Genomic DNA, 18800 nt, shown 5'->3' with positions numbered 1-18800 from the left:
GGTATCGATGGCGGTACGTGCGGCGGTGGCCGGAGCGAGTGGATACGCGGGCGGCGAGGTGCTGCGCCTGCTGCTCGCCCACCCCCAGGTCGAGATAGGCACCCTGACCGGAAACTCCAACGCCGGCCAGCGCCTCGGAACCCTGCAGCCGCATCTCCTCCCGCTGGCCGACCGGATCCTCGCGCCCACCGAAGCCGACGCACTGACCGGGCACGACGTGGTGTTCCTCGCGCTGCCGCACGGCCAGTCCGCCGCCGTCGCGCAGCAGCTCGGCGACGAGGTCCTGATCATCGACTGCGGAGCCGACTTCCGGCTCGAGGACGCGGGGGACTGGGAGCGGTTCTACGGCTCGCCGCACGCGGGCACCTGGCCCTACGGCCTCCCCGAACTGCCCGGGGCCCGCGACGCGCTGGAGGGGTCCAAGCGCGTCGCGGTCCCAGGCTGCTACCCGACCGCCGTCTCGCTCGCCCTCTTCCCTGCGTACGCGGCGGGGCTGGTCGAGCCCGAAGCCGTGATCGTCGCCGCCTCCGGCACCTCCGGCGCCGGCAAGGCGCCCAAACCGCATCTGCTGGGCAGCGAGGTCATGGGCGCCATGAGCCCGTACGGCGTCGGCGGCGGCCACCGGCACACCCCCGAGATGATCCAGAACCTCTCGGCGGCGGCGGGCGAGCCGGTCTCGGTCTCCTTCACCCCCACCCTCGCCCCCATGTCCCGCGGCATCCTCGCCACCTGCAGCGCCAAGGCCCGGCCCGGGGTGACGGCCGAGTCCGTCCGCGCCGCGTACGAGAAGGCGCTCCAGGACGAGCCGTTCGTCCACCTCCTCCCCGAGGGGCAGTGGCCGTCCACCGCCGCCGTATACGGATCGAACGCCGCGCTGATCCAGGTCGCCCATGACTCGGCGGCCGGCCGGGTCATCGCCATCAGCGCCATCGACAACCTCACCAAGGGCACCGCCGGCGGCGCGGTCCAGAGCATGAACGTCGCGCTCGGCCTGCCGGAGGAGCTGGGGCTCCCCACCACCGGAATCGCGCCATAAGCCCGACCGGAGCGCGTCGGGCGGCCGGCGCCGCACACCATAAAACCGACCCCCAACATGGCGGGGCGAACAAGGAGTCACAGTGAGCGTTACGGCAGCCAAGGGGTTCACCGCCTCCGGCGTCGCGGCGGGCATCAAGGAGAACGGCAACCCCGACCTGGCCCTCGTCGTCAACAACGGGCCGCGGCCGGCCGCCGCCGGTGTCTTCACCTCCAACCGCGTCAAGGCCGCCCCGGTCCTGTGGTCCGAGCAGGTACTCAAGGGCGGCACGGTCAGCGCGGTCGTCCTCAACTCCGGTGGCGCCAACGCCTGCACCGGCCCGCTCGGCTTCCAGGACACCCACGCCACCGCCGAGAAGGTCGCGGAGGTCCTGGGGCACAGCGCCGGCGAGATCGCCGTCGCCTCCACCGGGCTCATCGGCATCCGGCTGCCCATGGACAAGCTGCTCCCCGGTGTGGAGAAGGCGGCGGCCGAGCTGACCGCCCACGGCGGCGACAAGGCCGCCATCGCCATCAAGACCACCGACACCGTGCACAAGACCGCCGTGGCGCAAGGGCCCGGCGGCTGGGTCGTCGGCGGTATGGCCAAGGGCGCGGGCATGCTCGCCCCGGGCCTGGCCACCATTCTCGTCGTGCTCACCACCGACGCCGACGTCGAGGCCCAGGACCTGGACACCGCGCTGCGCGCCGCCACCCGCACCACCTTCGACCGGGTCGACTCCGACGGCTGCATGTCCACCAACGACACCGTGCTGCTGCTGGCCTCCGGCGCCTCCGGCGTCACACCGCCCGCCGAGGAGTTCGCCGAGGCCGTCCGCGAGGTCTGCGCCGATCTGGCGCGGCAGCTGATCGGCGACGCCGAAGGCGCCTCCAAGGACATCCGCATCGAGGTGGTGGGCGCCGCGAGCGAGGACGACGCCGTCGAGGTCGGCCGCTCGATCGCCCGTAACAACCTCCTCAAGTGCGCCATCCACGGCGAGGACCCCAACTGGGGCCGGGTGCTCTCCGCGATCGGCACCACCTCCGCCACCTTCGACCCCGACCAGCTCAACGTCGCCATCAACGACGTCTGGGTGTGCAAGAACGGCTCCGTCGGCGAGGACCGGGAACTGGTCGACATGCGCTACCGCGAGGTGCGGATCACCGCCGACCTGGCCGCGGGCGGCGAATCCGCCGTCATCTGGGCCAACGACCTGACCGCCGACTACGTCCACGAGAACAGCGCCTACTCGTCATGAGCCAGCCGACCGCCCGTAAACACACCGCCCTGCCCAAGGCCCGCATCCTCATCGAGGCGCTGCCCTGGCTGACCCGCCACCACGGCAAGACCGTCGTCATCAAATTCGGCGGCAATGCCATGGTCGACGACGAGCTGAAGGCGGCCTTCGCCCAGGACGTCGTCTTCCTGCGCCACGCGGGGCTGCGCCCCGTCGTGGTGCACGGCGGCGGCCCGCAGATCAGCGCCCAGCTCGACCGGCACGGCCTGGTCAGCGAGTTCAAGGCGGGGCTTCGGGTCACCACCGACGAGGCCATGGACGTCGTACGGATGGTGCTGGCCGGACAGGTCCAGCGCGAGCTGGTCGGGCTGCTCAACCGCCACGGCCCGCTCGCCGTCGGCATGACCGGCGAGGACGCCCATCTGATGTCCGCCACCAAGCACTTCGCCGAGATCGACGGTGAGCAGGTGGACATCGGCCGGGTCGGCCGGATCACCGAGATCGACACCGGCGCGGTCCAGGCCCTGCTGGACGACGGCCGTATCCCGGTCGTCTCCTCCATCGCCCGCAGCGCCGACGACGGCCACGTCTACAACGTCAACGCCGACACGGCGGCGGCAGCGCTCGCCGCCGCGCTCGGCGCCGAGACGCTGATGGTCCTCACCGACGTCGAGGGCCTGTACGCGGACTGGCCCAACAGCGACGAGGTGATCAGCAAGCTCACCGCGAGCGAGCTGGAGAAGCTGCTGCCCGAGCTGGCCAGCGGCATGGTCCCGAAGATGGAGGGCTGTCTGCACGCCGTGCGCAACGGCGTCACCACCGCCCGCGTCATCGACGGGCGGGTGCAGCACTCCATCCTGCTGGAGATCTTCACCGACGAGGGCATCGGCACGATGGTCCTGCCCGACCCGGACAACAAAAACGACAAGGCTGAGGGGGCGGACCGGTGAGCAACGAGCAGCTGACGCAGCGCTGGCAAGGCGCGCTGATGGACAACTACGGCACCCCGCGGGTCCCGCTCACCCACGGCGAGGGCGCCAAGGTCTGGGACGCGGACGGCAAGGAGTACCTGGACTTCGTCGGCGGCATCGCCGTCAACGCCCTCGGCCACGCCCACCCCGCCGTCGTACGGGCCGTGTCCGACCAGATCGCCACCCTCGGCCATGTCTCGAACCTGTTCATCGCCGAGCCCCCGGTGGCCCTGGCCGAGCGGCTGCTGCAGCTCTTCGGCCGGCCCGGGCGGGTCTACTTCTCCAACTCCGGCGCGGAGGCCGTCGAGGCCGCCTTCAAGATCGGGCGGCGCACCGGCCGTACGCATATGGTGGCCACCGCCGGCGGCTTCCACGGCCGCACCATGGGCGCCCTCGCGCTGACCGGCCAGCCCGCCAAGCAGGAGCCGTTCCTGCCGCTGCCCGGCGATGTCACCCATGTCCCGTACGGGGACGTGGACGCGCTGCGCGCCGCCGTCACCACCGACACCGCGCTGTTCATCGTGGAGCCGATGCAGGGCGAGAACGGCGTGGTCGTCCCCCCGGCGGGATATCTGGCCGCGGCCCGCGAGATCACCCGGGCCACCGGCACCCTGCTGGTCCTCGACGAGATCCAGACGGGAATCGGCCGCACCGGCCACTGGCTCGAATGCCAGGCGCAGGGCGTCGAGCCCGATGTGGTGACCCTCGCCAAGGGTCTTGGCGGCGGTCTGCCCATCGGCGCGACCGTGGCCTTCGGGCCCGCCGCCGAGCTGCTGACGCCAGGTCAGCACGGTTCGACCTTCGGCGGCAACCCGGTGGCCTGCGCCGCCGCGCTGGCCGTGCTCGACACCCTCGCGGCCGATGACATCCTCGAGGGGGTCAAGCGGACCGGGGAGCGGCTGCGTGACGGGATCGAGTCGCTGGACCACCCGTTGATCAGCCATGTCCGCGGCTCCGGTCTGCTGCTGGGTATCGTGCTGGCAGAGTCCCTTGCGCCACAGGTGCAGCAGGCGGCTCAGGACGCGGGACTCCTGGTCAACGCGGTCGCGCCGGATGTGGTCCGGCTCGCCCCGCCGCTCGTCGTCGGCGACGAGGAGGTGGATGCGTTCCTCCGGGCCTTCCCCGGCGCCCTGGACGCCGTCCAGGGGAGAAACGGGCACTGACGGATCCGGAGACTGACGAGACGATGACCGAGGCGCAGCACACCGAGGCGCAGGCCAACGGCACTTCCCATGGGAACGGCCCGGCCGTGCCGCAGACCCGCACCGCCCGGCACCGCCGGATCGTGGACATCCTGAACCGGCAGCCGGTCCGCTCCCAGAGCCAGCTGGCGAAGCTCCTCGCCGACGACGGGCTGTCCGTCACCCAGGCGACGCTCTCCCGCGACCTGGACGAGCTGGGCGCGGTGAAGATCCGCAACACCGGAGGCGAGCTGATCTACGCGGTGCCGGCCGAGGGCGGTGACCGTACGCCCCGGGCCCCGCTCGGCGAGTCGGCGAGCGAGGCCCGGATGGCGCGGCTGGCGGGTGAGCTGCTGATCTCGGCGGAGGCATCCGCCAACCTCGTGGTGCTGCGCACCCCGCCCGGCGCCGCCCAGTTCCTGGCCTCGGCCATCGACTCGGCGGAGCTCCACGCGATCCTGGGCACGATCGCGGGCGACGACACGGTGCTGCTGATCAGCCGTGAATCGACGGGCGGCCAGGCGCTCGCCGACCATCTGCTCCGCCTGGCGCAGAAGGAGAGTTAACGCCCTTCCGGCGGCGGGGCCGTGGAGCCGCGGACGACCAGGCGGGTGGGGACGCGGACGCGCGGCGGGCGCTCGCCCGCGTGCGGGGCCTCCCGCACCAGCCGGCACGCCGCGGCGCCCGCCTCTTGGAGCGGGACGTGCAGCGCGGTGCTGCCCGGCTGGGTCATGCCGATGACCGTGAGGTCGTCGGACGCTGCCAGGCTGATGTCCTCGGGCACCCGCAGCCCCGCCCCGCGCAACCCCATGAGCAGGCCGAGCAGCACATAGCTGCTGTACGCCATGACCGCGGTGACCCGCTCCGCCCGCCGCACCAGGTGCTCGGCCGCCGCGAGGCCGGCGTCGACCTGGGGCGGCACGGGGTCCAGCACGGTCAGCTCGCCGCCGCCGTCCTCGACAGCTTTGCGGGCGGCCCTGGTGCGCTGCCGGTCCATCCACGAGCCGGGCGGGCCGCCGAGGTAGGCGATGTGCCGGTGGCCGAGGCCGAGCAGATGCGTCATCAGCTCCCGTACCCCGCCGGGGGTGTCCACCACCACCCCGGGCAGACCAGGGGTGGTGCGGTCGACCGTCACGACCGGCAGCCGCTCGGCGAGTTCGCGCAGTGTCGCGTCGCCGCTGACCGGGGCGACGAGGACGAGCCCGTCGACCCGCGAGCCCAGCTGCGCCGCCAGCTCCCGCTCGCGTTCCTCGGAGCGATCGGACACCCCGAGGAGGACGTTTCCGCCCGTCTCGGTCAGTGACTCCTGGACACCGGTGACGATGGGCGGGAAGAACGGGTTGGCGAGGGTGGGGACGATGACGCCGACCAGCCCGGTGTGGCCGGTGGTCAGGGCCCGCGCGGTGGCGTTGAGGGTGAATCCCATCTCGGCGGCCGCTTTGGCGACCCGCTCCCGGGTCTCCGCCGCCACCATGTCGGGCCTGCTGAGGGCGCGGGACGCGGTGGACGTGGACACCCCCGCGGCGCGTGCGACATCTGCCAGCCGAACCATCCGCCCCTGCCTTCTGTCGATCCGTTGCCCGTTTCCGGCCCGTTGTTGGTTACACGTTCTTTACCGGCAGCCGTTGACGGGCTCGCCGGGTCCAGCGTAGCTTGCCTGCAACCGGTTGCCGCAACCGGTTGCAGACGACGTATCAGTAACATCTAGGAGGGTCCGGCTCGTGTCACGCAGAGCGGCTTCTGGCCTCTTGCTCCTGCCGGGCGTGGCACTTCTCGCCTTCGGCTTCCTCTATCCCTTCGGTGTCACCCTGTTCGCGCCGCCCGCCGCCGAGGACCCCGATGTCCTCGGCAAGCTCGGCGGCATGCTCGGCGACGGATACGTGCTGGAGGTCGCGGCCCGCACCGTCCGGGTCGCCGCCCTGACCACGGCCATCTGTCTGCTGCTCGGCTTCCCGGTGGCGTATCTGATCGCCCGGGCGCCCCGGCGCCGCCAGGGGCTGCTGCTGGCCCTCGCGGTGTTCCCGCTGCTGCTCAGCACCGTCGTACGGACCTTCTCCTGGCTGGTCATCCTGGGGCGCAACGGACTGATCAGCGACCTGCTGACCGCCCTCGGCCTCGCCGACGGCGGCACCCAGCTGCTCTACACCGAGTTCGCCCTGATCGCCGGGCTCACCCAGCTCTTCACCCCGATCATGATCCTGACCTCGTACAGCTCGCTGTCGCATATCGACGTCAAGCTGGAGGAGGCCGCCCGCGGGCTCGGGGCGAGCCCCGGCCGGGCCTTCCGCCGGGTGGTGCTGCCGATCGCGCTGCCCGGTGTGCTGGTCGGCGCGATGCTGGTGTTCGCCGGCGCGGTCACCGCGTTCACCACCCCGCTGCTGCTGGGCGGCACCCGCAACCGCACGCTGGCCACCCTCCTGTACGACTACGCCAATGTGAAGCTCGACTGGGGCGCGGCCAGCGCGGTGGCCCTGATCATGACCGCGCTGGTGGTCGTCGCGGGCCTGATATCCGGCCGGCTGTCGAAGGTGGGTGCCGTCTGATGCGCGGACGTCCGCTGCTGACCGCCGTGGCCGCGCTGGCCCTGGTCTTCCTCCTCGGGCCCATCCTGCTGGTGGTGGCCATCGCCTTCTCCTCCGGCGACACCGTGGAGTTCCCCCCGCCCGGCCTGTCGGGCAAGTGGTTCACCAAGGCGCTGGCGTACCAGCCCTTCCAGGACGCGCTGACCACCAGCGCGCTGGTGGCGGCCGGGGCCACGCTGCTCGCGCTGCTCGTCGGCATCCCCGCCGCGCTGGCGATCCAGCGGCGGCGGTTCCGCGGCCGCAAGGCGGCCGAGGCGCTGTTCCTGTCCCCGGCGATCGTCCCCGAGCTGGTCCTGGGCTTCGCGCTGTTCCAGCAGCTGATGGTCACCCTGCGGATCACCGCCCTCGGGGCGCTGCTGATCGGCCACACCGTGCTGCTGCTGCCGTACGCGGTGCGGGTGACCGGTGCCTCGCTCGCCATGGCCGACCCTGCGCTGGAGGAGGCGGGGCGGGGGCTCGGCGCGGGCCCGCTGCGGACCTTCTTCCACATCACACTGCCGGTGATGACGCCCGGGATCGTCTCCGCGGCCGTGCTGTCCTTCCTCACCTCCTTCAACAATGTGCCGCTGTCGCTGCTGCTCAACGGCCCCGGAGTGACCACCCTCCCGGTCCAGATGCTCAATTACGTCGAGTTCTCCTTCGACCCGGTCGTGGCGGCGGTCTCCACCCTGCTGCTGGCGGCCACGGTGGTCGTCGCCCTGGTGACCGAGCGGCTCGTCGGCTTCAACAAGGTCTTCGGCAAGTAGGGATGCACGCATGACATCGACGATGACGACGACGAAGACGACGACGCCAGTGGTCCAGCTCCAGGCCATCACCCGGGAGTTCGCCGGCTCGGTGGCGGTCGACTCCATCGATCTGACGGTGCGCCGCGGGGAGTTCACCGCGCTGCTCGGCCCCAGCGGCTGCGGCAAGACCACCACCCTGCGGATGATCGCCGGTTTTCTGCCGCCCACCAGTGGCACGATCCTGCTCGACGGCCAGGACGCCACCACCCTGCCGCCCGAGCGCCGCAACATCGGCATGGTGTTCCAGTCGTACGCGCTGTTCCCGCATCTGACCGTGGAGAAGAACGTCGCCTTCGGGCTGCGGATGCGGGGTGTGCCCTCCGCCGAGATCCGCACCCGCGTGGCCGAGGTCCTCGACCTGGTCGGCCTGGCCCACCTGGCCGGGCGCAAGCCCAAGGAGCTGTCCGGCGGCCAGCAGCAGCGGGTCGCGCTGGCCCGCGCGGTGGCCATCCGCCCCTCGGTGCTGCTGCTCGACGAGCCGCTGTCCAACCTGGACGCGCGGCTGCGGGTGCAGATGCGCCAGGAGCTGCTGCGGGTCCAGCGCGAGACCGGACTGACGGCCATCCTGGTCACCCACGACCAGGAAGAAGCGCTCGAACTGGCCGACAACATGGTGATCCTCGACCGCGGGCGGATCGTGCAGCAGGGCCCGCCGCGCGAGGTGTTCCGGGCGCCCGCCACCCGGTTCGTCGCCGAGTTCCTCGGCTACGAGAACTTCCTCGACCTCCCCGGGCGCGGCCCGGTCACCATCCGGCCCGAGCACATCGGCGTCCTCGGCCCGGACGCCGAGCCGCCCGCGGGCGGCGAGGTGGTCGAGGCGACCGTCACCGCGGTCCGCTTCCGCGGCACCGACTTCGCGGTCACCGCCGCCGTCGGCGACCGCACCCTGCACGCCATCACCACCGACGAGACGCTGCGCGCGGGCGCGTCGGTGCGGCTCCATCTGCCCCTGGGGCAGGCCATCCCTCTGCCTGGCGACGACGGCGCCGCTCGGCTCGGCAAAAACCCTCGTCAGGAGTGTCCCGCATGATCCGCACCGCCAGACTCACCACCGGCGCCCTGGCCGCGTCCCTGATCGCCTTCACCCTCTCCGGCTGCGCGGAGAGCGCCAAGGCCGACCCGAAGAAGCTGACGGTGAGCACCTTCGGCTTCGGGGCCGACCGCTTCGAGGAGACGGTGATCAAGCCGTTCGAGAAGAAGACCGGGATCGATGTCACCCTGGAGACCGGGGCCAACGCGGACCGGCTGACCAAGCTGCGGGTGAACAAGAACGACCCCACTGTGGACGTCGTGATGATCTCCGACCTCTTCGCCGCCATGGGCCAGAAGCAGGGCCTCTTCGACAAGGTCGACGCCAAGAAGGTCCCCAACATGGCGAAGATCTACGACTTCGCCAAGAGCCAGGACGGCTACGGCCCGGCGTACACCTACCAGCTGCTCGGCATGCTCTACCGCACCGACAAGGTCAAGCAGCCGCCCACGCTGGAGACCCTGTGGGACGCGAAGTACAAGGGCAAGGTCGCCGTCCCCGACCTGTCCACCAGCGCCGGCGTGCCGTTCCTCCAGGCCGTCTCCGCGACGTACGGCTCGGGCCCCAAGGACACCGACACCGGCTTCAAGAAGCTCTCCGACCTCAAGCCCAATGTGCTGAAGTTCTTCAACCGCTCCACCGAGCTGGTCAGCCTCCTCGACCGCGGCGAGGTCGAGATGGCCCCCGGCCTCGACCTGTTCGCCGTGGACCCGGCCAAGGCCGGCAAGCCCATCGGCTGGGTGCCGTTCGACAAGGGCCGCTACGTCGCCGCCAACACCGCCCAGATCGTCAAGGGCGCCAAGAACAAGGCGGGCGCCGAGAAGTTCCTCGACTACCTGCTGTCCGCCGACGTCCAGGAGAAGGCGGCCGCCTCCTTCAGCGACAAGCCGGTCAACAAGGACGCCAAGGTCCCCGCCGCCATCACCAAGGTGTCCGGCGAGGCCGCGAGCGACCCGGCCGCCGCCGGGTTCACCTCGCCCGACCTGAAGTACTCCGTCGAGCACAACGACGCGTGGGTGGACCGCTTCCAGCGCGAGGTCTCCGGATGAGCCAGGCCCCCAGACGGGTCGTGATCGACTGCGACCCGGGCATCGACGACGCCATCGCCCTCTTCCTGGCGTACGCGTCGCCGGAGCTCGAGGTCGCGGGCGTGACCACGGTCGCGGGCAACGTCGGCCTCGACCAGGTGGTCGACAACGCCCTGCGGCTGTGCGACCTGATCGGCGGACCCGCCGCGGCCACCCCCGTGCTCCGCGGCCACGCCGGGCCGCTGGCCCGGGTGCCGCGCCACCCCGACGAGCCGGTCCACGGCGCGTACGGCCTCGGCGGAGTCGAACTCCCCGCGGCCGCCCGCGCCGCCCACCCCGGCCACGCCGTGGACTGGATTGCCGAGCAGTTGCGCGGCGCGGGCCCCGGGGAGATCACCCTCATCGCCACCGCGCCGCTCACCAACGTCGCCGCGCTGCTGCACACCCACCCCGACACCCGCAGACTGCTGCGGGAGATCGTGGTCATGGGCGGCGCGGCGTTCGCCCCGGGCAACACCACCCCCGCCGCCGAGTTCAACTTCCACGCCGACCCGGAGGCCGCTCGCTACGTCACCGAGTCCGGTGTCCCGCTGCACATCGTCGGCCTCGACGTCACCCGCAAGGCCCTCACCCCGCTCGCCGACGCCGACGCGCTCGTCGCCGACGGCGCGCCCGTCACCACGGCGGCCGGGCAGATGCTGCGCCACCTCATCGACCGCTACGCCCGCCGCCACCAGGTGCGCGCCTGCGCGGTGCACGACGCGCTCGCCGTGGCCGCCGCCGTCCGCCCGGAGCTGCTGGAGTGGACGGAGGCGTGGGTGACCGTCGAGTGTGCGGGCGAGTTCACCCGCGGCGCCCTGGTGGCCGATGTGCACGGGCGCACCGGCCTCGCGCCCAACGCGCGCGTGGCGACCGGCGTGGACGCGGAGGCGTTCCGCGCCTTCCTGATGTCCCGGCTGCGCGGCCACTACGGCGCGGACACCACCCCCGCGCCGTAACGGCCGCACCCCTCACCAACCCCCAGAGCAGGAAGCGAGCAGGAGACCCCATGCCGATGCCAAGCCGCTGCGACCTCCTCATCCGTGGCGCCGGCGTCTTCTCGGTGCACACCGGCGAGATCCTGCCGGCCGACGTGGTGGTGACCGGCGACCTCATCCGCGCCGTCGCCGCCCCGGGTGTACGGATCGAGGCCGAGCGCGTCCTGGACGCCGACGGGCTGATCGTCGCGCCCGGCTACATCGACGCCCATATGCATATCGAGAGCTCGCTGCTCACCCCCGCCGAGTTCGCCCGGATCACCCTGCCCCGGGGCACCACCACGGTCCTCGCCGACCCGCACGAGATCGTCAACGTCGCCGGACGCGATGCCATGGCGTGGATGATCGAGCAGGGCCGCGGGGCCGCCCAGACCATGCTGTGGGCCGTGCCCTCCTGCGTGCCCGCGCTGGAGGGCTTCGAGACCGCGGGCTCCTCGCTGACTGCCGAGGACATCGCCGAGATGCTCGACTGGGACGGGGTGACCACCCTCGGCGAGGTGATGGACTACCGCGCCGTGGTCGCGGGCTCGCCGCGGATGCGCTCGATCGTCGACGCGGCCCGGCGCAAGGGCGTCCGACTGGACGGCCACTGCCCCAATCTGACCGGCGACGACCTCGGCGAGTACCTGTGGGCCGGCATCGACTCCGACCACACCAAGAACACCCCCGAGGTCGCGGTCGAGAAGGCGCGGCTCGGCATGCTGCTGATGCTCCAGGAGAAGTGCCTGAGCGCCGAGCTGGTGCGCCGCCTCCACGAGCTCCCCGTGCTGCCCGACTTCTGCCTGGTCACCGACGACCTGGCGGCCGACGCCATCCTCGACCGCGGACACCTCGACCACATCGCCCGCGTCGCGCTCGACGCCGGCATGAGCCCGGCCACCGTACTGCGCGCCCTGACCCTGCACCCGGCCCGCCGCCTGGGCCTGGACGACCGGGGCGTGGTGGCCCCCGGCAAGCGGGCGGACCTGGTCCTGCTGCGCGCCCTCGACGACCCGACGCCCGTGACAGTGGTCTGCGGGGGCCGCGTCGTGGCCGGGGACGACACCGCCGGGCCGACGCCCGACAACCCCTTCGCCGACTCCGTCCGCCTCGCCCCGCTGGAGGAGGCCGACTGCGTATGGCGCGCCGACCTCCCCGACGGGGAGCACACCTTCCGGGCGCTGCGGGTCAACCCCGTCGACACCTTCACCGAGCCGGCCGAGGTCGTGCTGCCCGTACGGGACGGGGTCGTGCACTGGGAGGGCAGGACGGCCGTGCTCGCGGTGTACGAACGCCACCACGGCACCGGCCGCCGGACGATGGCCCCCGTCGTGGGCTTCGATCTCGCCGAGGGCGCCACCGCCACCACGTACGCGCACGACAGCCACAACCTGACCGTGGTGGCCACCGACGCGGGCGCGCTGCGCCGGGCGGCCAACCGCGTCATCGGCTCGGGCGGCGGGATCTGTGTGGCGGTGACCGGGCGGCCGGACGTCCATCTGCCGCTGCCCGTGGGCGGCGTGATGTCCACCGCGCCCGCACCCGAGGTCGCGGCCGGCGCGGGCGCCGTACGGGAGGCGCTGCACGGGTGGGGCTGGCTCCACCGCAACGCCTTCATGAGCGTGTCCACCATGACCCTCCCGGTGTCGCCCCAGATCAAGCTGACGGACCTGGGTCTGGTGCGGGTGGTCGACCGGGCCTGGGAGGACCCGGTCGTCGCGTGACACCGGCCGTCAGCCCTCCGCGCGGCGCGAGCGGTGGGACATCCAGGCGGCGACCAGCGCGCCCGAGATGTTGTGCCAGACGGAGAAGACGGCGGCCGGGAGCGCGGCCAGCGGGCTGAAGTGCGCGGACGCCAGGGACGCCGCGAGGCCCGAGTTCTGCATGCCGACCTCGAAGGCCATGGCCCGCCCGGCGGGCTCGCCGAGGCGGGCGGCGCGGCCCGCCGCGTAGCCGAGCGCGAGCCCGAGGCCGTTGTGCAGCACGACGGCCAGCAGCACCAGTCCGGCCGCCGACTTGATGGCGTCCGCGCTCGCCGCCACCACGACGGCCACGATCACGGCGATGGTGGCGGCCGACAGCCAGGGGAGCAGGCCCAGCACCCGCGCGAGATAACGCCCCGCCAGCAGCCGTACGACGACACCCCCGACGACCGGCAGCAGCACCGTCTTGAGGATGTCGGTGACCATCGACCCGGCGTCCACCGGCAGATACTCCCCGGCCAGCAGCAGCGTCAGCGGCGGGGTGACCAGCGGGGCGAGCACCGTGGAGACGGTCGCCACCGAGACGGACAGCGCCACGTCGCCGCGCGCCAGGTACGTCACCACATTCGAGGCCGTACCGCTCGGGGCGCAGCCGACGAGGATCACACCGGCCGCCAACTGCGGTGACAGGCCCAGGGCATGGGCGATGAGCCACCCCAGGCCCGGCATGATCACATAGTGCGCCACCAGGCCGAGCGCCACCGCCCACGGACGCTTGACCACGCCGGAGAAGTCCTGCGTGGTCATGGTCAGACCCATGCAGAACATGATCGTGCCCAGCAGGTAGGGCACGTTCGGCGCCCATCCGCTGAAGGTGCCGGGTGTGGCCAGGCCCGCCGCGCCCGCGGCGAGGACCAGGAGGGGGAAGACGGTGACGGCCCGTCTGGCCGCCCGGTCGGCGGTGGCGGGCTGCGGCGGTGTCGGCGGCGCTGTGGCGTCCGCCCTGCGGCTCGTATCTTCGGATCGCACCGCGTGATCGAACGCCCTCGGCGGGGCGCCGCGCAACACCGTCTCGTTATGTGGTCGCTACACGCATTTTGGGCCACCGCGTGCAAATGGTGTCCCAGGCCGTGCTTCAGGCGATGCCGCGGACGGTCCCTCAGGCCGTACGCGGCGGCAGCGGGAGCGGGAGCGGCAGACCGGGCAGCCCGTCGATGCTCGAGGCCACGTGCTCCTTCTTCTCGAAGTACGCGCTCAGCGTGTCATCATTCTCGCGCCGGAAGCGGTCGGCGTGCAGCGTACGGTCCTCCCGGTAGTCCATGAAGGGGACCGCGAACCCGCAAGTGTCCCGGATCAGCTCCGCCGTCACGACGATGATCGCCCGCAGCCCGTGCTCGGCCACATCGATGTCCGGGAAGTGCTCCAGCAGGCCCGGGAAGCGCGGGTCGTCGCGGAAGACGGGCTCGCCGCGGCCGTGCACCCGCACGATGTTCGGCGGGCCGGTGAAGGCGCACCACATCAAGGTGATCCGGCCGTTCTCCCGCAGATGGGCGATGGTCTCCGCGTTGCTCCCGGCGAAGTCCAGATACGCCACCGTCAGCTCGTCGAGGACGGCGAAGGAGCCGGTCAGCCCCTTCGGGGAGAGATTCACCGTGCCGTCCCCGGCGAGCGGGGCGGTGGCGGTGAAGAAGATCTTCTGCTCTTCGATGAAGGTGCGCAGCCTGCCGTCGATGCGTTCATAGACCTTTCCCATGAGGCGCATTATCCGGGCGGCGGGATGGCGCGGCCGATGTTTTCATGGGGACATGCGGGACAGCAGCGGAAACGGGATCCGGATCCGGCGGGTCTACGAGACGCCGGACCCGGACGACGGGACACGCGTCCTGGTCGACCGGATCTGGCCGCGCGGCCTCGCCAAGGACGCGGCGCGGCTGGACGAGTGGCTGAAGGCCGCCGCCCCCTCCACCGAACTGCGCCGCTGGTACGGGCACGCCCCGGAGCGGTCCGCGGAGTTCGGCCGGCGCTACCGCGCCGAGCTGGCCGACCCGGAGCGCCGCGCGGCCGTGGACCATCTGCGCGAGCTGGCGGCCACCGGGCCGCTGACCCTGCTCACCGCGACCAAGGACCCGGCCCAGAGCCACCTGCCCCTGCTGGCCGAGGCGGTCGGCAGCTGAGGTTCTCAAGCCTCAGACGTACATCGCCGCGTCGTACCGGGCGAAACCGCTCGTCTGCCAGGTCGTGCCGTCGGACGTGACGGCGAACGCCGCCGCGCCCGGCAGCCGCTGCAGCCAGGGCCGGGCCCGCTCGGCGCCCATCGCGCACGCCGCGGTGGCCCAGGCGTCCGCGTCCGTGAGGCTCCGGCACACCACGGTGACCGAGGCGAGCGGATCCGCGGGGGGCGCGCCGGTGTACGGGTCGAGGATGTGGCAGCCGCGCTCGGCCGGGCCCGAGGTCGCCACGGCCAGCTCGTCGCGGGTCTCCACCACGGCGGCCAGCTCCCCGGCGCACAGCGGATCGGCGATGCCCACCCGCCACGGCCCGCCGTGCGTCTGGATGTCCCCGCCGCCGTTCACACACACCGACCCGGCCCCCGCCGACGCCAGCATCTGGGCGGCGCGCTCCACCGCCCAGCCCTTGACCAGGCCGGTCGGATCCAGCTGTCCGGCGTAGCGGACGCTGAACCAGCCGTCGCTGAGCCGATCGGCCTCCTCGGCCAGCCGCAGCACATCCCGTACGTCCGCATCGCACTGCGACACATCGAGCTCGCCGCGGTGCAACCGGCTGATCTGGCTGTCCGCCCGCCAGGTGGAGAAGAGCTCGTCGACCCGGTGCAGCCAGGCCGCCGCCCCGTCCAGCGCAGCCCGCACCCGGGGCCGGTCGGCTTCGGGCACCTCACGGACGTCGAGGGAGAAGACCGTGCCCATGGCCTCCTCGACATGCAGCATCCGCCGCGGCTCGCCGTCCATCACAGACCGGCCTTGTCCAGTGCGCTCTGCAGGGACTTGCGGTAGCCCTCGCTGGTGTACGTGGCGCCGGAGACGGTGTCGATCTTCGCGCTCTGGGCGGTCAGCGCGGCCTGGTTCAGCTTGGGCACCGAATCGGCGGCGATCTGCTCGCTCTGCGGGCCGGAATCGGGGGTTTTCACGGCCGTGGCTCCGGTGATCTTGCCGCCGTTGACGGTCACGCTCACCTGGACCGGGCCGTACTGGGTCTGGGCCGCGTCGCCGGTGACCGTACGCGCGCCGCCGCCATTGCCGCCGCCACCACCGCCTCCGCCATTGCCCCCGCCGGGTGCCGCCGGTGCGGTGGCGGGCGCCTGTGGCGCCTGTGCGGGGTTTTGCGGACCGGCCGCGGCGACCGGTTCCGACCCCGGCTGCTTGAGTGCGAGCAGCAACACGACCCCGGAGACGGTGGCCGCGGTGCCCAGCATGATCCGGCGCAGCGGATGTTTCCTCTTCATGACTCCGCCTCCCTTACATTTCGAAGGACTCGTGGTGGATACGGCGGTCGGGCACCCCGGCCTCGCGCAGCGCCGCGTACGCGTGCTCGGTCAGGCCGGGAGGCCCGCACAGAAAGACGTCGTGCCGGTCGATATCGGGCAGCACCGAGCGCAGCCGCTCAGGCGTGATCTCGGGGCGCGCGCCGTCCGGCCCGTTCACGGCGTACAGCAGCCGGGCCCCGCGCTCCTCGGCGATCCGCTGGAGCTCGTCCCACAGCGCCAGGTCCTCCATGCTGCGGGCCCGGTAGAGCAGTGTGATGTCGCTACCGCGGCCGGGCAGCGTCTCGAACAGCGCCCGCAGCGGGGTGATCCCCGCCCCGCCCGCGATCATCAGCACCTTGCTGCGGCTGCGCCGCCCGGTGGTCATCGCCCCGTACGGCCCCTCGGCCCACACCCGCGTGCCCGGCTCCAGCGTGGCGAGCGCCGTACTGTGCCCGCCCACCGCCTTCACCGTGATCCGCAGCCGCTCCTCCTGCGGGGGCGCGGACAGCGAGTAGGGGTGGGAGCCCCAGCGCAGCCCCGGCGCCAGGAACCGCCAGCGGAAGAACTGCCCGGGCTCCGCGCCCAGCCGGTCGAGGTTCCGCCCGCCGATCACCACAGAAACCATGCCGGGCGCCTCGGGGACGACGGCCAGCACCCGCATCCGGTGCCGCAGATTCAGCCCCACCGGCACCAGCACCCGGTACCACACCATGGCGGCGGTGACGCTGCCGTACAGCGCGTACCAGCCGATGCGCGCCATCTCGTCGGCGACGAACTCCGCGCCCGCGGTCAGCTGATGCCAGAAGGCCAGGAACACGCCCGCGTACGTCAGCAGATGCAGGTAGTACCAGGCCTCGTAGGGCATCCGGCGGCGCACCACCCCCGCCGAGATCAGGCCGATCAGCAGCAGCAGCCCGGTGCCGACCACCGCCTTGATCATGTCCGGGTACTCGGTCACCACCGTCACGGTCTGGTCGACGACGCTCGTCTGCGCCTGAGCCGAGTACCCCCAGATGATCAGCGCGATATGGGCGAGGATCAGGCACAGCGTGTACCGCCCGCTCATGGCGTGCCACCGCGCGACCCGGTCCGACCCCACGCGCCGCTCCAGCGCCGGAACCCGCGCCATCAGCAGCACGACCAGCGCGATGGAGTACCCGCTGAGCAGCCCGGTCAGCCGTCCCCCGCCGACCAGCCACTCGGCGTTGCCGACCACGTTCGGGGTGTTCTGCCACCACAGCGTCACCACCGCCGCGGCCCCCGTCCAGCTCAGCAGGATCAGCGGCACCGCGGGAGAGCGGCGGGGACGGATGCGCCGCATCACCTCCCGCCGGTCGGTCCGGCTGTTCGTCACCGTCGTCAACGGCCTGTCCCCTTTCGCACGCGTCCGCGCGTCACCGGACGGCTCCGGTGACGAGGGGTACGGCTCGGGGGCGCCGATGTCTCAACGGCGGTGAGGATTCCCCGGAATTTCGGGGGGACGGTCCGTCCGTGGGCCGGGATGGAGGTGCGGGGTTGTGGTCGTACGGTCAGCTGCGCGCGGCGTATATGACGAAGGCGGACCAGGCGGCGGGGGAGACGGCGAGCTGGGGGCCTTGCTTGTCCTTGGAGTCCCGGATGTGGACGGTGCCAGGGCAGGCAGCAACTTCGACGCAGCTGTCGCCCTGTGAGCCGCTGTAGCTGGACTTGCGCCATGAGGCGGCGACTTCGACGCAGCTGTCCCCGTCGCCGCTGCTGTGGCTGGACTTGCGCCATGAGAGGGCGACTTCGACACAGTCGTCGCCCTGCGAGCCGCTGTAACTGCTCTTGAACCAGTCCAGCTCGGTGGTGCTCATAGCGCTCCTCGGATTCGCTTCATCAGGCTGACGGAGTCCTCGGGGGTGAGAGCCTGTGAGCGCATCTTGGCATACCGCTGGAGCAGCATGCTGACGTCTTTCCGGTCGGAAATGAGCTGGCCGAACTGCTGGCCTTCGCTGTACGCGAGCCACTGATGATCCGTAGTCTCCAGTAGTCGCATGGGCCCATCGAGGCCGGCATGACGCGGCTGGTGGAGGGGGATGACCTGTAGCTCGACGTTCCACAAGTCGGTGCAGTTCAGCAGATGGTCGATGAGTTCCTTGGTGACCTCGACCCCGCCCGTGTGCCGCTCAAGCAGCGCCTCCTCGATGATGAAGCTGAACGCGATCGGCGGCTTGCGGCGCAGGAGCTGTTGCCGTGCCAGGCGGGCGGTGACCCGCTGCTCGACCTGCTCCTCGTCCGGTGGTGGCGGCACGCTCAGAGTTACGGCTCGCGCGTATGCCTCCGTCTGCAAGAGACCAGGCACGACCCGGCACTCGTACGTGCACAAGGTGACCGCCTGCTCCTCCAACCCCGCCCACTGCCGAAACCACGCCGCCAGCCCCGGCCGCCGGGCCAAGTGCCGCGCCGCTGCCCGCAGCACCCCGAGGGCGTCCAGTACGTCTTCCGCCCTTTCGACGAACTCCGTTTGCGGAAACCGGCGTCCCTGCTCGATCGATGCGAGTGTCTGGACCGAGTACTGAAGCAGCGGCGCCAGTTCCTCCTGGGTGAGCCCTGCCCGTTCTCGGAAGACCTTGACGATGGCCCCGAATGCCTTGAGGCTGTCCGAAGACTCCGGTTCGTTGTTTCCCGCGCTGCCCGCCATCTCCGGCCATCTCCGGTGCACCCGCTCTGAGCCTGACTATCTGGCCAATGCCTCCATGGTCACGGCCTGTTACCCGTACTGTCCACTCTGGGTGCCCGTACGCTGA

General features: G+C 71.8%; 20 protein-coding genes. 12 read left to right on the top strand and 8 right to left on the bottom strand.

The annotated features are described in order from the left end of the window. Window positions 1-7: 7 nt before the first annotated feature. From argC to CCN51_RS17960, 5 genes are all read left to right on the top strand, one after another. Window positions 8-1036 carry an N-acetyl-gamma-glutamyl-phosphate reductase gene (gene argC, locus CCN51_RS17980; RefSeq protein WP_014175088.1) on the top strand — a complete coding sequence of 343 codons (1029 nt, stop codon included), beginning with the start codon at window positions 8-10 and terminating at the stop codon, window positions 1034-1036. 82 nt (window positions 1037-1118) lie between these two features. Next, window positions 1119-2273: a bifunctional glutamate N-acetyltransferase/amino-acid acetyltransferase ArgJ gene (gene argJ / locus CCN51_RS17975; RefSeq protein ID WP_014175087.1), complete on the top strand. Its 1155-nt coding sequence runs from the start codon at window positions 1119-1121 to the stop codon at window positions 2271-2273. Continuing rightward, complete coding sequence (argB, locus tag CCN51_RS17970; protein ID WP_014175086.1) at window positions 2270-3202, top strand: acetylglutamate kinase; 933 nt, start codon at window positions 2270-2272, stop codon at window positions 3200-3202. The genes argJ and argB overlap by 4 nt, the downstream gene beginning before the upstream one ends. Next, the gene (locus CCN51_RS17965) at window positions 3199-4386 is read left to right on the top strand and encodes an acetylornithine transaminase (protein ID WP_014175085.1); all 1188 of its coding nucleotides are present in this window, start codon (window positions 3199-3201) and stop codon (window positions 4384-4386) included. Before argB ends, CCN51_RS17965 begins: the two co-directional genes overlap by 4 nt. Window positions 4387-4409: 23 nt before the next feature. After that, window positions 4410-4970, top strand: a complete 561-nt coding sequence (locus CCN51_RS17960; RefSeq protein WP_014175084.1) for an arginine repressor — start codon at window positions 4410-4412, stop codon at window positions 4968-4970. Here the strand turns inward: CCN51_RS17960 and CCN51_RS17955 are convergent. Then, window positions 4967-5956 carry a LacI family DNA-binding transcriptional regulator gene (locus tag CCN51_RS17955; RefSeq protein ID WP_014175083.1) on the bottom strand — a complete coding sequence of 330 codons (990 nt, stop codon included), beginning with the start codon at window positions 5954-5956 and terminating at the stop codon, window positions 4967-4969. The genes CCN51_RS17960 and CCN51_RS17955 overlap by 4 nt on opposite strands. Before the next feature lie 211 nt (window positions 5957-6167). On the opposite strand from CCN51_RS17955, the gene CCN51_RS17950 reads away from it, so the two are divergent. The 6 genes from CCN51_RS17950 to CCN51_RS17925 are packed head-to-tail and all read left to right on the top strand — an operon-like array spanning window position 6168 to window position 12572. Next, window positions 6168-6947 carry an ABC transporter permease gene (locus tag CCN51_RS17950; RefSeq protein ID WP_238545331.1) on the top strand — a complete coding sequence of 260 codons (780 nt, stop codon included), beginning with the start codon at window positions 6168-6170 and terminating at the stop codon, window positions 6945-6947. After that, entirely contained in the window at window positions 6947-7732 is a 786-nt protein-coding gene (locus CCN51_RS17945) for an ABC transporter permease (RefSeq protein WP_014175081.1), read from the top strand. Before CCN51_RS17950 ends, CCN51_RS17945 begins: the two co-directional genes overlap by 1 nt. Before the next feature lie 10 nt (window positions 7733-7742). Next, window positions 7743-8804 (top strand): ABC transporter ATP-binding protein, encoded by a 1062-nt coding sequence (locus CCN51_RS17940; RefSeq protein ID WP_106436341.1) that lies wholly within the window; start codon window positions 7743-7745, stop codon window positions 8802-8804. Further along, window positions 8801-9853 carry an ABC transporter substrate-binding protein gene (locus CCN51_RS17935; RefSeq protein WP_014175079.1) on the top strand — a complete coding sequence of 351 codons (1053 nt, stop codon included), beginning with the start codon at window positions 8801-8803 and terminating at the stop codon, window positions 9851-9853. Before CCN51_RS17940 ends, CCN51_RS17935 begins: the two co-directional genes overlap by 4 nt. Next, on the top strand, window positions 9850-10830 hold the full coding sequence (locus CCN51_RS17930; RefSeq protein WP_043486434.1) for a nucleoside hydrolase: 981 nt from the start codon (window positions 9850-9852) through the stop codon (window positions 10828-10830). Before CCN51_RS17935 ends, CCN51_RS17930 begins: the two co-directional genes overlap by 4 nt. 50 nt (window positions 10831-10880) lie before the next feature. Next, the gene (locus CCN51_RS17925; protein WP_014175077.1) at window positions 10881-12572 is read left to right on the top strand and encodes an adenine deaminase; all 1692 of its coding nucleotides are present in this window, start codon (window positions 10881-10883) and stop codon (window positions 12570-12572) included. Window positions 12573-12581: 9 nt separating this feature from the next. Here CCN51_RS17925 and CCN51_RS17920 read toward each other — a convergent pair whose 3' ends face one another. Both CCN51_RS17920 and CCN51_RS17915 read right to left on the bottom strand, forming a co-directional pair. Further along, complete coding sequence (locus CCN51_RS17920; protein WP_086013731.1) at window positions 12582-13580, bottom strand: bile acid:sodium symporter family protein; 999 nt, start codon at window positions 13578-13580, stop codon at window positions 12582-12584. Between the two features lie 130 nt (window positions 13581-13710). Next, entirely contained in the window at window positions 13711-14304 is a 594-nt protein-coding gene (locus CCN51_RS17915; protein WP_014175075.1) for a pyridoxamine 5'-phosphate oxidase family protein, read from the bottom strand. A 52-nt stretch (window positions 14305-14356) separates the two neighbouring features. On the opposite strand from CCN51_RS17915, the gene CCN51_RS17910 reads away from it, so the two are divergent. After that, window positions 14357-14725: a DUF488 domain-containing protein gene (locus CCN51_RS17910; RefSeq protein ID WP_014175074.1), complete on the top strand. Its 369-nt coding sequence runs from the start codon at window positions 14357-14359 to the stop codon at window positions 14723-14725. A 12-nt stretch (window positions 14726-14737) separates the two neighbouring features. Here the strand turns inward: CCN51_RS17910 and CCN51_RS17905 are convergent, their stop codons facing one another. The 5 genes from CCN51_RS17905 to CCN51_RS17885 form a co-directional block, all read right to left on the bottom strand. Next, the gene (locus CCN51_RS17905) at window positions 14738-15517 is read right to left on the bottom strand and encodes an FAD:protein FMN transferase (RefSeq protein ID WP_014175073.1); all 780 of its coding nucleotides are present in this window, start codon (window positions 15515-15517) and stop codon (window positions 14738-14740) included. Further along, complete coding sequence (locus CCN51_RS17900) at window positions 15517-16011, bottom strand: FMN-binding protein (RefSeq protein WP_014175072.1); 495 nt, start codon at window positions 16009-16011, stop codon at window positions 15517-15519. Before CCN51_RS17900 ends, CCN51_RS17905 begins: the two co-directional genes overlap by 1 nt. Before the next feature lie 13 nt (window positions 16012-16024). Next, window positions 16025-17353, bottom strand: a complete 1329-nt coding sequence (locus CCN51_RS17895; protein ID WP_055413890.1) for a ferredoxin reductase family protein — start codon at window positions 17351-17353, stop codon at window positions 16025-16027. Between the two features lie 208 nt (window positions 17354-17561). Continuing rightward, window positions 17562-17867 carry a DUF397 domain-containing protein gene (locus CCN51_RS17890; RefSeq protein ID WP_014175069.1) on the bottom strand — a complete coding sequence of 102 codons (306 nt, stop codon included), beginning with the start codon at window positions 17865-17867 and terminating at the stop codon, window positions 17562-17564. Then, the gene (locus CCN51_RS17885; protein WP_014175068.1) at window positions 17864-18694 is read right to left on the bottom strand and encodes a helix-turn-helix domain-containing protein; all 831 of its coding nucleotides are present in this window, start codon (window positions 18692-18694) and stop codon (window positions 17864-17866) included. The genes CCN51_RS17890 and CCN51_RS17885 overlap by 4 nt, the downstream gene beginning before the upstream one ends. Window positions 18695-18800 lie beyond the last annotated feature (106 nt).

Origin of the sequence: Streptomyces milbemycinicus (genome assembly GCF_002154605.1) — a bacterium.
In the GTDB taxonomy this organism is placed as follows: domain Bacteria; phylum Actinomycetota; class Actinomycetes; order Streptomycetales; family Streptomycetaceae; genus Streptomyces; species Streptomyces milbemycinicus.
The sequence above is the reverse complement of the archived record's forward strand: the minus strand, read 5'-3'. Positions and strand labels throughout refer to the sequence as shown.

What these genes read in the sequence shown, in the direction of transcription:
- argC (WP_014175088.1), top strand. Translation starts at nt 8, where the DNA reads ATGGCGGTACGTGCGGCGGTGGCCGGAGCGAGTGGATACGCGGGCGGC.
- argB (WP_014175086.1), top strand. Translation starts at nt 2,270, where the DNA reads ATGAGCCAGCCGACCGCCCGTAAACACACCGCCCTGCCCAAGGCCCGC.
- CCN51_RS17960 (WP_014175084.1), top strand. Translation starts at nt 4,410, where the DNA reads ATGACCGAGGCGCAGCACACCGAGGCGCAGGCCAACGGCACTTCCCAT.
- CCN51_RS17955 (WP_014175083.1), bottom strand. Translation starts at nt 5,956, where the DNA reads ATGGTTCGGCTGGCAGATGTCGCACGCGCCGCGGGGGTGTCCACGTCC.
- CCN51_RS17945 (WP_014175081.1), top strand. Translation starts at nt 6,947, where the DNA reads ATGCGCGGACGTCCGCTGCTGACCGCCGTGGCCGCGCTGGCCCTGGTC.
- CCN51_RS17940 (WP_106436341.1), top strand. Translation starts at nt 7,743, where the DNA reads ATGACATCGACGATGACGACGACGAAGACGACGACGCCAGTGGTCCAG.
- CCN51_RS17935 (WP_014175079.1), top strand. Translation starts at nt 8,801, where the DNA reads ATGATCCGCACCGCCAGACTCACCACCGGCGCCCTGGCCGCGTCCCTG.
- CCN51_RS17930 (WP_043486434.1), top strand. Translation starts at nt 9,850, where the DNA reads ATGAGCCAGGCCCCCAGACGGGTCGTGATCGACTGCGACCCGGGCATC.
- CCN51_RS17925 (WP_014175077.1), top strand. Translation starts at nt 10,881, where the DNA reads ATGCCGATGCCAAGCCGCTGCGACCTCCTCATCCGTGGCGCCGGCGTC.
- CCN51_RS17915 (WP_014175075.1), bottom strand. Translation starts at nt 14,304, where the DNA reads ATGGGAAAGGTCTATGAACGCATCGACGGCAGGCTGCGCACCTTCATC.
- CCN51_RS17910 (WP_014175074.1), top strand. Translation starts at nt 14,357, where the DNA reads ATGCGGGACAGCAGCGGAAACGGGATCCGGATCCGGCGGGTCTACGAG.
- CCN51_RS17905 (WP_014175073.1), bottom strand. Translation starts at nt 15,517, where the DNA reads ATGGACGGCGAGCCGCGGCGGATGCTGCATGTCGAGGAGGCCATGGGC.
- CCN51_RS17900 (WP_014175072.1), bottom strand. Translation starts at nt 16,011, where the DNA reads ATGAAGAGGAAACATCCGCTGCGCCGGATCATGCTGGGCACCGCGGCC.
- CCN51_RS17895 (WP_055413890.1), bottom strand. Translation starts at nt 17,353, where the DNA reads ATGCGGCGCATCCGTCCCCGCCGCTCTCCCGCGGTGCCGCTGATCCTG.
- CCN51_RS17890 (WP_014175069.1), bottom strand. Translation starts at nt 17,867, where the DNA reads ATGAGCACCACCGAGCTGGACTGGTTCAAGAGCAGTTACAGCGGCTCG.
- CCN51_RS17885 (WP_014175068.1), bottom strand. Translation starts at nt 18,694, where the DNA reads ATGGCGGGCAGCGCGGGAAACAACGAACCGGAGTCTTCGGACAGCCTC.